Source organism: Pseudomonas sp. DW-iso17, assembly GCF_058725345.1.
In genome coordinates this window covers 78765-91234 of sequence record NZ_JBZXEA010000046.1, presented here as the reverse complement: position 1 = coordinate 91234, position 12470 = coordinate 78765, and the positions used below count along the sequence as shown (strand labels likewise).

Genomic DNA, 12470 nt, shown 5'->3' with positions numbered 1-12470 from the left:
TTAGGCGAGTCACATGAATAAATCGATCTTGTTTAGGGCTCACAGTATCGAAAGTGGATATTCAACGATCAGGCGTACTTCATCCAAGTCCGATTCGAATGCAGTGGCACGAGTATTTGCTTGACGTAATCGCAAGGAAAGATCTTTCGCCGCACCTGTTTGTACGACGTATTTGACTTCAATATCACGCTCCCAACGTTTTTGATTCGTGAGCGGATCGCCGTTACCATCAGTGCGCATATAGAATTGATTGGCGTTCGAATAGTCTGCACCAGAACCTCTGGCATAACGAGTCATGAACGATAGCCCCGGAATACCGTAGCTGGTCATGTTCAAGTCGTAGCGCAGCATCCAAGAGCGTTCCTTCGGTGAGTTGAAGTCGCTGTACTGTATTGAGTTGTCAACGAAGATTGAGTCTGATTGACGAAGGTAGTCGAAGTCGTCATCGCCATTGTTTCGCTGATGAGACAGTGCAAGAGTATGCGCACCGTACCGGACGCCGAGCTTGGCGCTCCATATATTGTTGTCGAATTCGCCCAGGCGCTTCTTGCCTTCATCTACAGCTTTGTAGTAGTTGAATCCGCCGATAAGCGTCAAATCATCGCTGAGTGGGTAAGTGAGGCTGCTACCGGCATAGTATTGATTCCAAACATCCTTCAATTGGCTGGCGTAAAGGCTCACCGTGATGTTGTCGTTGACTTGGTAATCACCGCCGCCGTACCCAATCCAAGGCGAGTTGACCGGGCCGGCATAAAATGTGGCAAAGTTATCGTTCAAGTTGCTGGAACCAGGCTGGCTCATCGCATGCAGTCGACCACCCTGCAAGGTTAGGCCTTGAATGCTACTATTTTCGACCGTCACGCCGCGGAAACTTTCAGGGAGTAAGCGAGAATCTCCCGATGCCACGACGGGTGTTGCGGGGAAAACATCTCCAACCTTTACGACAGTATCAAACAGCCGAAACTTCGCTGCTCCACCCACCTTAGTGTATTCATCACGTGCTTCGCCGTCACCGTTAACAGGCAGCACGTCAAAGCTGCTACGGCCACCGTTGCGCCCGCCACCAGTATCAAGCTTGATGCCAATCATTGCAAACGCATCTATACCAAAGCCCACAGTGCCCTGCGTAAAACCAGAGTTGAATTTAGTGATTATCGCATGTGCCCAAGCTTCGGAATAACCGTTGGTATTGCCTTTGCCGCTGTTGAAAGTCGGCGCAGATGCATCACGATTATCACGATTGAAATAGAAGTTGCGGTTTAGAACAGTAAGGCTGCTACCTTCAATAAAACCTTCTGGTTTACCTTCCGCTTGTGCCGTGAGGGCATAGCTTCCAGAAAAAGCTGAAACCGCAGCCAAATACAAAGTTACTTTGTGTCTCATGCGATGCTCCTTTGATTACGGCAGTTTTTATTATGATTTACCTACGCGGGTATAGTCTGTTGTTTTGGCCCGGTGGAGCACTTAGAATAGCGCCTGGATCATATTTGCAGATCAAAGATAACGAGTCGGTGACGGGGTGATTACAATTCTGTTATCAGGTATTTCCACCGTTGCAGGGCTTCCAGAATCTTTTTCACTAAATCCCTGCGTTTCGCCTGAAAGCTTTCTATTTCGACTATCCCCCCAGGGTTTCTAACGAAATTGTAATTTTATAGCCACCCCTCTGATAGTGATCGCTGATTAGAGTGCCATCACCTGATCCAGAGGAGCTTGGCAGCTGTTTAGGCGTTCTCGCCAAGCTTTATCAAAGTTTGTGCATGAGGACTATCAAAGTGCCCTGGTATAATCACATTGCTTTATCTAAAACCCCCATCTTTCCTTTGAAAGTCTTTGTGTTCTGTATGGTCTTGTCTGGATTGTGGGTGCCTGCCGCATTTGCCCAGAGTCTCAGTCTGGCTGAAGCGCTTTCGACGGCAATAGACGCTAACCCCGATCTTGCAGCAGCACGTCAAGAGATCGGAATCTCTGAAGGAGTGCGCAAGCAGGCTGGACTCATCCCCAATCCTGAAATTTCTTATCAAGTAGAAGACACCCGTCGTAATACCAGCACGACGACTGTCGCGCTTAGTCAGCCGTTAGAGTTGGGTGGCAAGCGACGTGCTCGTGTCGAGGTTGCAACCTACGGTCAAAGCGTCGCGCAGTTAGAGCTGGACCGTCGAGTCAATAGCCTTCGTGCAGATGTTGTTCAATCTTACTACGCTGCTTTGAGAGCTCAGACCGGCTTGAATCTGGCAAAACAATCATTGGAGCTCACCGAACGCGGTCTGCGCATCGTCGATGGACGGGTGCGTGCCGGTAAGTCCTCGCCGGTGGAAGCCACGCGCGCTCAGGTGCAACTGGCTGAAGCCAAGTTACAGGTAAGGCGCGCTGAAACCTTGAAGTCAACGGCTTACCAGCAATTGGCCCAGTTAATAGGCAGTTCGGTCACTGCATTTGATCGTCTTGACTCGCCAGACCTATCTCCCGGCAAGCCGCCGCAAGCTACAGAATTACTGGCGAAGCTCGATCAAACCGCAGATATGCGTCAAGCGCTTGCTCAAATAGATAAGAGCGATGCCTCACTAGGCGCGGAAAAGGCGCAGCGCATCCCGAATCTCACCGTGAGTGTTGGTAGCCAATACGACCGCTCTATTCGCGAGAGGGTCAATGTCGTGGGGCTGTCGATGCCTTTACCGCTGTTTGATCGCAATCAGGGCAACATTCTTTCCGCTTCTCGCCGCGCAGATCAGGCCCGAGACCAGCGAAACGCTGTTGAGCTCAGGCTACGTTCCGAAACTCAAACCGCAGTGAATCAGTGGGCTACCGCCATGCAGGAGGTCGAGTCCTATGACAAGACGATCCTGCCTTCAGCTCAACAGGCCGTGGATACCGCAACTCGTGGATTTGAGATGGGCAAATTCGGTTTCATCGAAGTGCTGGATGCTCAGCGCACCTTGATAGTTGCTCGTGGCCAGTACCTCGACTCTTTGGCGGCTGCGACCAATGCGCGTGCTCAAGTGGAAAGGGTGTATGGCGACGTCGGCTTGACTGCCAATACGCGCTGAACAGGCCAGGCATTTTCCTTGTATGCGTCTTTGAATAAGCCGGTACCTAAGATCAGCAGGAGTAGCAATGGATAACAAACGCAAGATCGCGCTCGCGGTAATCGCTGTGGCAGTCCTCGGATTTGGCAGTTTCGCCTGGAACTCCAGTTCCGAGCAGCCTCCAGTCAGTAAGGCCGAACATGGCACTGAAGATGGCCATGAGAGAACTGCTGTAGCACCTGCTAAAGACGGGGGGGATGAAGGTCACGGTGAGGAAGGCCACAGCGAAAATGCCAATGAGGAAGAGGGCAAGATGACGCTTAGCGCCGAGCAGATTGAGGCTGCGGGCGTCGTTCTGGAAGCAGCTGCTCCCCGTGAGATTAGCACTATTGTGACTTTTCCTGGCGAAATACGGTTTGATGAGGACCACACCGCACATGTGGTACCTCGCGTTCCTGGAGTTGTTGAAAGCGTTCAGGCGAACCTGGGCGAGTCGGTCAAGAAGGGCCAAGTCCTTGCGGTGATTGCCAGTCAACAGATCTCGGATATGCGCAGTGAGCAACAAGCTGCACAGCGACGTGTTGAGTTGGCACGCTTGACTTTTGACCGCGAGAAGCAGTTGTGGCAGGACAAAATCTCCGCCGAGCAAGATTACCTTCAGGCGCGACAAGCTTTGCAAGAAGCTGAAATATCACTGGCCAACGCTAAGCAAAAGGTCGGAGCAATCGGCGCTTCGGTCAATTCTGCAGGCGGTAACCGCTATGAACTGCGTGCGCCTTTCGACGCAGTTGTAGTGGAAAAGCACCTGACCGTCGGTGAGGTGGTCAGCGAGGCAACCAATGCTTTCATCCTGTCCGATCTTAATCAGGTGTGGGCAACTTTCGCGGTTCCTCCTGGCGATCTCGGAAAGGTCGTGACTGGCCGCTCGGTAAAGGTTTCTTCTCCTGACATGAAGGCTGAGGTCGAGGGCAAGGTGGGTTACGTAGGCAGCCTTTTGGGCGAGCAGAATCGTGCAGCGCCCGTCCGTGTCACTCTGACCAATCCCAATGGGGCCTGGCGACCGGGGCTGTTCGTGAGCATCGCAGTCACGTCACAAACTGATCAAGTTGCTGTAGCTGTTCCAGAGTCAGCGGTGCAGACCGTCGAGGAAAAAACTGCAGTTTTCGTGAGGACCACTGAGGGCTTCGACACTCGCAGGGTAACTCTAGGTCGCCGTGCCGGTGGCTATGTGGAAATAACCGAAGGCCTCCAATCGGGTGCCCAAGTGGCAACCAGTGGCAGCTTCACGCTCAAGTCTGAGCTTGGCAAAGCGTCTGCCGAGCATGGCCACTGATGCGAATTTACAGGATGATTTCTTATGTTTGAACGTATCATCAGATTCGCCATTGAGCAGCGCATCGTAGTAATGATCGCAGTTCTAATCATGGCCGGTATAGGTATCTACAGCTACCAAAAACTGCCCATTGATGCGGTGCCTGATATCACAAACGTCCAGGTGCAGATTAACACTGGCGCCCCTGGTTACTCGCCGTTGGAAACCGAACAGCGGATCACGTTTCCAGTTGAAACGGCCATGGCCGGTCTTCCGGGCCTTCAGCAAACCCGATCCCTATCTCGCTCCGGCTTGTCACAGGTCACCGTGATCTTCAAAGACGGTACTGACATCTTTTTTGCCCGCCAACTCATTAACGAGCGTTTGCAGGTTGCAAAGGAACAGTTGCCAGATGGGGTCGAGGCCGTCATGGGGCCTGTATCCACCGGGCTTGGTGAAATCTTCCTGTGGACCGTTGAAGCGGAAGATGGCGCACTCAAAGAAGATGGTACTCCTTACACTCCCACCGACCTGCGAGTGATCCAGGATTGGATTATCAAGCCGCAGCTGCGCAACGTCCCTGGTGTTGCCGAGATCAACACCATCGGTGGCTTCGCCAAGCAGTTTCTGATTGCGCCGGACCCGAAGCGGTTGGCTACCTACAAGCTGACACTTAATGACCTGGTAGTTGCATTGGAAAGCAACAACGCCAACGTGGGCGCCGGTTACATCGAGCGTAATGGTGAGCAGTTGCTCATTCGTGCGCCGGGTCAGGTAAGCAATATCGAAGATATTGCCAACATCGTAATTACCAGTGTAGATGGCACGCCGATTCGCATCAGCAACGTTGCTGAAGTCAGCATCGGTAAAGAACTGCGAACGGGGGCTGCTACTGAGAATGGTCGCGAAGTAGTACTCGGTACCGTATTTATGCTGATTGGTGAAAATAGTCGTACAGTGTCCCAAGCTGTGGCCACCAAATTGACCGACATCAACCGCACCCTGCCGAAGGGCGTGGTTGCTGTGACCGTTTATGACCGTACCAACTTGGTTGAAAAAGCCATTGCGACGGTGAAGAAGAACTTGGTGGAAGGCGCGATTCTGGTAATTGCTATTCTCTTCCTGTTCCTCGGCAACATCCGCGCAGCACTGATCACCGCAATGGTGATCCCGCTGTCCATGCTATTTACCTTCACAGGTATGTTCAACAACAAGGTTAGTGCAAACCTAATGAGTTTGGGAGCACTCGACTTTGGCATTATTGTAGATGGTGCCGTGGTTATAGTAGAAAACGCGATCCGCCGACTGGCTCATGCGCAACACAAGCATGGTCGCATACTCACCAAAGCAGAACGCTTCCATGAAGTCTTTGCCGCTGCAGGTGAAGCTCGCCGGCCACTGATATTTGGCCAGTTGATCATCATGGTAGTGTATCTGCCGATCTTCGCCCTAACCGGCGTCGAAGGAAAAATGTTCCACCCCATGGCATTCACTGTCGTAATGGCGCTGCTGGGGGCAATGATTCTTTCCGTAACCTTTGTTCCTGCTGCTATCGCCATGTTCATCACTGGCAAGGTCAAGGAAGAGGAGGGCGTGGTAATGCGCACCGCCCGACAGCGCTATGAGCCGATACTGCAATGGGTTCTTGGGCACCGGAACATTGCGTTCTCGGCTGCAGTAGCTCTGGTCGTACTTAGCGGTATACTTGCAAGTCGTATGGGTAGCGAGTTCATTCCCAGCCTTAGTGAGGGCGACTTTGCGATGCAGGCTATGCGAGTGCCCGGAACGAGCCTTACTCAGTCCGTCGAGATGCAACAGCGCCTGGAGAAAGCGGTAATAGCGCAGGTCCCAGAAGTAGAGCGGATGTTCGCACGCTCGGGTACTGCAGAAATCGCATCTGATCCAATGCCGCCTAACGCCTCTGACGCCTACATAATGCTTAAGCCTCAGGATCAGTGGCCAAATCCCAATAAGCCTCGTGATGAGCTGATCGCTGAGGTGCAGAAAGCCGCAGCAGGTGTCCCGGGAAGCAACTATGAGTTGTCCCAGCCGATCCAGTTGCGTTTCAACGAGCTGATTTCGGGCGTGCGTAGTGACGTTGCGGTGAAAGTTTTTGGCGATGACATGGACGCGCTCAACAGCACCGCCAACAAAATCGCGGCATCGCTTAAAGCGGTACCGGGCTCATCGGAGGTCAAGGTTGAGCAGACTTCCGGCCTTCCTGTGTTAACCATCAACATCGACCGCGAAAAAGCAGCACGCTACGGTTTGAACATCGCGGATGTGCAAAACTCAATTGCTATTGCTGTGGGTGGCCGCCAGGCAGGTACATTGTATGAGGGCGATCGTCGGTTCGATATGGTGGTGCGACTGCCTGAGACCGTGCGCACTGACGTAGCGGGTATGTCCAGCTTGCTGATTCCTGTGCCTGCTAATGTTGCTCAGGATGCTAATCAGATAGGGTTCATTCCTCTGTCCCAAGTCGCTAATCTTGACTTGCAGTTGGGCCCGAACCAGATCAGCCGCGAAAATGGGAAACGGCTGGTAGTAGTTAGTGCAAACGTTCGAGGCCGTGACCTAGGCTCGTTCGTTGAAGAAGCGACTAAGTCGCTGGCTACTGTGCAGATCCCAGCAGGCTACTGGACTACCTGGGGTGGCCAGTTTGAGCAGTTGCAATCAGCAGCCAAGCGTCTGCAGATCGTTGTTCCAGTCGCATTGCTTCTGGTCATGACACTGCTGTTCCTGATGTTCAACAACTTGAAGGATGGCATGCTGGTCTTCACCGGAATTCCATTCGCACTCACCGGCGGTGTAGTTGCACTGTGGTTGCGGGATATCCCGCTGTCTATCTCGGCGGGAGTTGGCTTCATTGCGCTGTCCGGTGTGGCAGTTCTAAACGGCCTGGTTATGATTTCTTTTATCCGCGGGCTGCGGGAGGAAGGACGTACCCTCCGGCAAGCGGTAGATGAAGGCGCGTTGACACGGTTAAGGCCCGTTCTGATGACAGCCCTAGTCGCATCCCTCGGATTTATCCCGATGGCTCTCGCAACAGGTACCGGTGCTGAAGTTCAGCGGCCACTGGCGACAGTGGTGATTGGCGGGATTCTTTCGTCTACCGTGCTTACTCTGTTGGTGCTTCCTGCTCTGTATCAATGGGCACACCGCAAAGATGATGATGGTGATGAAGCGGGTAGCTGATAGCCCATAACAGAAGCCCACAGCAACGTTGTGGGCTTTTCATTCTGGATATTGTTGTCACCTTTCAAAATTGTAAGTTTACCGTCATGCCGGTGATGCCTGTGAGTTGATAAGGTTACTCCCAATAAGATTGATATTGAGAGGACCTTATGAAAAAGCTTATCATTGCGGCAGCCCTAGCTGTTTTGCCTATAGTTTCACAAGCTACTACGTTTTCCGAAAAGAAGCAGTTGCAATATATTCAGGAACATCAGAACGCCGTGGCTAGCTATGCGGCGAAAAATAATAAGCCAATACCAGAGATTCAGGACTACAAGTATGGAATGAAGATTGATGTTGCAAAATTTGTGCGTCAGTCCCAGGATCCCCGTACTTGCGAGGTGTATCAACGGTTGATGACCTACGAAGACTCGCGGGGTGAGCTTAATACGATTCGTTATTCTTTGTTTTCCCAATGTGTCAACAACAAAAATTGAATGCATCGATAGGATTTTTAGAGGCCATAGAAAAACGCCAGGCGATGCCTGGCGTTTTCTATGGTCCTTGACATGTTTTAACCAAAGATTGTCAGTCCTTGCCCCCCTCCCCAAAAGTAAGTCAAGTCCAGCTAAAAAATTTAGGCCGGCGAATTTGCACTCAGAAGCAGCGAATTTTGAAAAAAACTGATTTCTGTGACATCCAGGCAAAGCATGAGCACTGACTCAGTCGAAGTGCGGCTTGATAAGGGTGTTTATTGGAAAGTTTATAATTGGCTCGGGGCTTAGGCTTACTTAAAGACTTAACTCCGGATAATTGCTTTAGGTGAGTCCTCAGGCTTTGAACGAAAAACGAAAGTCGATGGTGTGGCAGCAAGTTCTGGGTCGTACTAGCTTGCTACCCAACCAAAAATAAACACTGAATATATGGGCTTAGCTCGACGACACGTACGTTTAGCAGGTTGCTTCTTGTTTAAACTGATGGGCGCTCGTGAGAAAATGGATCACTGGTTGGTAAGTTGATACTTAATTGGTGTAATTATTGGTGTCGTTACTGGTTTTCATGTTTTGAGAAAGTGCTTAATTGTCCAAGATCTAAAGTGCCATCATGTATATGCTCTTATCAGAATTGTAATCTCTGGATCATGCTAGAGTTATTTGTTCAGTTTATTATTAGGGTTTTTTGGTGTTTGTTGGGTGGCACAGCTATTGTCGAGGTGCTGCATCATTTAGTTCTGAAATTACATGCAGTTCACTTTTTTTTCACTTCGGGTTGTTTAGTCTTTGTAGATGGAAAATACAAGCATGTCGATCATAGCTTTGCTTATTCGTTATCTAGGCATTGGATTCGTAGCAACCGGGGGGCACTATTTTGTATTTCTCCTGCTTATTGTAAATGGAGTTACTGATCCAGTGTTAGCCAGCGTTGGCGGAGGCGTGATAGGCGCTATTATTAGCTATATTGGTAATAGAAGGCTCAGTTTCGTGGCGACGGGAATTTATAAGCTTCAACCTATCAGGTTTGTACTTGTCTCGTTGGCAACTAATATCGGTAATGGTGTAGGTATGTGGGTTCTGATTAAATTCAATCTCTCACCGCTTGTCTCTCAGATTTTAGTGACTTTAACCCTAACTGCGCTCGGATTCACTGCGCATCGTTTCTGGACATTCAATCATGCGGACATCACATCGGCTTTCCGAACGCGCTGACCCCTTGTTAACAATAGTGGTTCCTTGCTTTCAAGAAGAGCAAACCATTCCGGAATTTCACAAGCGCATCACCAGAGTTGTAAAGCGCCTGCCTGTTTCGTGCGAGATTCTCTATGTCGACGATGGTAGTAGCGATCAAACTGCAGACCTACTTCGACACTATCAAGATGGATCAAATGTACGATGCCTGTTCCTAAGTCGGAACTTCGGAAAAGAGGCTGCGTTAAGTGCAGGGATCGACCATGCACGCGGTAGCGCATTGATCTTCATTGATGTCGACCTTCAGGATCCACCTGAACTCATCTCGAGTATGGTATATCATTGGCAGATGGGTTACGACGTTGTGAACATGCAACGCGACTTGCGAACTGGCGACTCCTGGCTAAAACGCACGAGTGCACGTAGCTATTACTGGATCATGCAGCGCCTGGTGGAGAAAGTTGATCTTCCGGTGGATGTCAGTGACTTCCGTCTGATTGGTCCTGCTCCATTGGCCGCCTTAAGAGCGCTGGACGAACGCTCCAGAATTCTTAAGGGTTTGATCGGCTGGGTAGGCTTTCGCACCATTGAGTTACCCTACAATCGCACTTCCCGTCATGCCGGCAATACCAAGTGGAACGCCGCTAGCCTGCTGGACCTAGCCATCGAAAGTATTCTCAGCTTCTCCCGCAAGCCGCTTCGTATATTCAGTCTCATTAGCTTCAGTTTCTTTGTCTCCAGCATCTGCTACCTGCTCGCAGTACTGGTAGCAGGCTTCTTTGACATCCATCACCTGCTTGTCGGAATTGCTTCATTCATGTGCGTGGGTGTTGCACTGGTGGGCGAGTACGTAGGCGTAACGCTCGCGGAGGTCAAACGCCGCCCCCTTTATTTTCTAAATAGTAATAATGAAGCGCGACCCATGACTATTCATCCTCCGGCTTCCTCACTCGAGGGTAAGAAATGCTGAATTTGAAAAGCGAGCGAACATTGTGGTTCATCCTGAGTTCGATTCTGCTTTTGCGTCTCCTGGGGCTGGGCGTATATCCCCTGATGGATACCTCTGAAGCACGCTACGCTGAAATGGCACGCAAGATGGTTGAACTGAGTGACTGGGTGACTCCGATGTTCGATTACGGAGTTCCATTTTGGGGCAAGCCACCGCTGTCTTTCTGGACCCAAGCGGCGAGCATGACGGTATTCGGCACCAATGAGTTTGCTGCTCGATTCCCAGCCTGGTTTCTCCACTTGGCAAGCTGCTTCATCATCATCAGGCTCGCGACACAGGAGGTATCGCGCAAGGCGGGCATTTGGGCAGCCATCATCTTTTCCGGCACGGCGCTGGGCTTGGTGTCCAGTGGTGTTGTGCTGACTGACCCCGTTTTATCGTTCTCGATCCTGTTGGCCAGCTATGGTTTCTGGCGTTGGATGAAGTGCGCAGGCAAAGGGGATGCCTACCTTATGTTCTTAGCTCTCGGCTTGGGCCTGCTTGCTAAAGGGCCACTGACCTTGGTACTGATGGGCGCGCCAGCATTTTTTTGGATCGTCATCTACAAGCAATGGAATCGGGTATTGAGGCTTCCTTGGGTAACGGGGATTGCTCTCATGTTAGGTATATCAGTGCCTTGGTACATTGCAGCCGAAATGAAGACGCCGGGTTTCCTTGAGTATTTTTTTGTCGGCGAGCACTGGAGCCGATATGTTGTAAGTGATTGGGCCGGGGATCTCTACGGGAGTGCTCACGCCAAGCCCTACGGCACCATATGGATTCAGCTTGGCTTAGCGTTGCTTCCTTGGACTTTCTTTCTACCCCTCGTTATTAGCAGGCGTGGGACGATGCAGCGCTTCGATGTATACCTTTGGCTTTGGGCATTGGCGACACCTGTTTTCTTTACTTTCTCTGGTAACATTCTCTGGACCTATCTTCTTCCTGCTCTGCCTGCATGGACGCTACTCCTTGCCGAATGTATCAGCGAAGTGGGCAGAAAGACTGCTTGGGCTGCTGCAGCGAGCGCTCTGATGCTGCCAGTCGCGGGCGCCGGTATTATCTATAACGGTGTGCTTGAGGATCGTCCTCAGAACCAGCGAGATTTAGTGCAGGCCTGGCTGGATGTGCAGTCGTCTCAATCGGGCCCCCTGATTTATCCTGGCCGCCGCTCGTATTCGTCGGAGTTTTATAGCCGGGGAATGTCCAAAAGCATCAAAGATCCTGACAAGTGGCCTCGCGACAGATCGTTCTACCTTTCCAGGCGTTTGCGCGACAGCGATTCTGATCTACCTGTAGACGTTGGTTGCAAAATAATCACTGAAACGAACGCGAGCCAACTGCTTCTATGCCGCTGGAAGGACACTGCACAGGATGGTGAAAATATTCTAGGAGATAGTGCTACTGGCTCCCGTTGAAAGTAAGAGCCCGGCGAAGAGAGTATTTAAATTTCTAGCTGCTTTTCAGTTTAAAGTGAATAATCCATCTCAGGATTTATCTTTGATGCTGAAAAATTATTTAATAAGTACAATTAGGGAGAGGTTGCTAAAAAGCCAGATATTAATCTGGCTTTTTGTCGATGGCTTTGATCGTGTTAATTGTTTTTTACTGTCTCTTAGTTGTCGACTTGCTGCTAATGCCCTTAGGTTCTTTCTGTTTTTCTTGAGCAATTTTCTGCTTACTTTTCTCCGATACATCAGGACCCCATAGACGAGCTTGCTCGGCTCGGAAGTTATCTTTGAAATTTTTGGTTCGCTCGAAACCGTCTTCAGCAAAAGCGGAACTCATAAATCCAGTCAGTACGATACCAATAGAGAGGAGTTTTATGAATTTCATTGTGCCCTCGATGTTTACTAGGTCTGCTTAACTAGCAGCCTTTGTGGTTTGATAGTTTAGGATTTTGAAGCTAACAGCAGGGTGAGGGAATCATTACAATTTCGTAATTTATGCGTTTGGTGAAACGGTATAAATTTTGTGTTTGTGAAAGCTCCGAAGCAGGCTATTTTTCTTTCATAACCTTTAATGTGATATCTAAGCCATTGATGTTTTTGGATTTTTTGCCACTAGTGGAAGCTAGCCATAAACGATCTAAAGACTGTGTAGCAGCGATTGGATATTTTTGTTTACGCATCGAAGCTAACGGCTAGATTAGCTGGCATCTCAAATGCGGCGCCGTTGGCGGTTAGTCAAACTGGCTGTCGAATTTTTTTGACTCCGTCTGTGGTTCACTCAGAGGGGCGTGAAAGAGTTTAAGGCGGGGGGGGGGGGGGGGGGGGGGGGGCTAA

At 50.4% G+C, this 12470-nt stretch carries 9 protein-coding genes; 7 read left to right on the top strand and 2 right to left on the bottom strand.

The features are described 5' to 3' along the window. Positions 1-39 precede the first annotated feature (39 nt). A complete protein-coding gene (locus AC4PS6_RS25420) occupies positions 40-1383 on the bottom strand; it encodes an OprD family porin (RefSeq protein ID WP_024073368.1) in 1344 nt (447 codons plus the stop codon). A gap of 392 nt (positions 1384-1775) precedes the next feature. On the opposite strand from AC4PS6_RS25420, the gene AC4PS6_RS25415 reads away from it, so the two are divergent. From AC4PS6_RS25415 to AC4PS6_RS25385, 7 genes are all read left to right on the top strand, one after another. Next, complete coding sequence (locus tag AC4PS6_RS25415; protein ID WP_131672237.1) at positions 1776-3047, top strand: TolC family protein; 1272 nt, start codon at positions 1776-1778, stop codon at positions 3045-3047. Positions 3048-3114: 67 nt separating this feature from the next. Then, entirely contained in the window at positions 3115-4359 is a 1245-nt protein-coding gene (locus AC4PS6_RS25410; protein ID WP_024073370.1) for an efflux RND transporter periplasmic adaptor subunit, read from the top strand. Positions 4360-4383: 24 nt separating this feature from the next. Next, positions 4384-7536: a CusA/CzcA family heavy metal efflux RND transporter gene (locus AC4PS6_RS25405; RefSeq protein WP_024073371.1), complete on the top strand. Its 3153-nt coding sequence runs from the start codon at positions 4384-4386 to the stop codon at positions 7534-7536. A gap of 149 nt (positions 7537-7685) precedes the next feature. After that, positions 7686-8012, top strand: a complete 327-nt coding sequence (locus tag AC4PS6_RS25400; protein WP_019818112.1) for a DUF2790 domain-containing protein — start codon at positions 7686-7688, stop codon at positions 8010-8012. A 789-nt stretch (positions 8013-8801) separates the two neighbouring features. Continuing rightward, positions 8802-9221, top strand: a complete 420-nt coding sequence (locus tag AC4PS6_RS25395; RefSeq protein WP_024073372.1) for a GtrA family protein — start codon at positions 8802-8804, stop codon at positions 9219-9221. Then, positions 9187-10170, top strand: a complete 984-nt coding sequence (locus AC4PS6_RS25390; RefSeq protein ID WP_492181058.1) for a glycosyltransferase family 2 protein — start codon at positions 9187-9189, stop codon at positions 10168-10170. The genes AC4PS6_RS25395 and AC4PS6_RS25390 overlap by 35 nt, the downstream gene beginning before the upstream one ends. Continuing rightward, positions 10164-11603, top strand: coding sequence for an ArnT family glycosyltransferase (locus AC4PS6_RS25385; RefSeq protein ID WP_019818109.1), 1440 nt, complete (start codon positions 10164-10166; stop codon positions 11601-11603). The genes AC4PS6_RS25390 and AC4PS6_RS25385 overlap by 7 nt, the downstream gene beginning before the upstream one ends. 187 nt (positions 11604-11790) lie before the next feature. Here the strand turns inward: AC4PS6_RS25385 and AC4PS6_RS25380 are convergent, their stop codons facing one another. After that, positions 11791-12021, bottom strand: coding sequence for a hypothetical protein (locus tag AC4PS6_RS25380; protein ID WP_019818108.1), 231 nt, complete (start codon positions 12019-12021; stop codon positions 11791-11793). Positions 12022-12470: the final 449 nt, after the last annotated feature.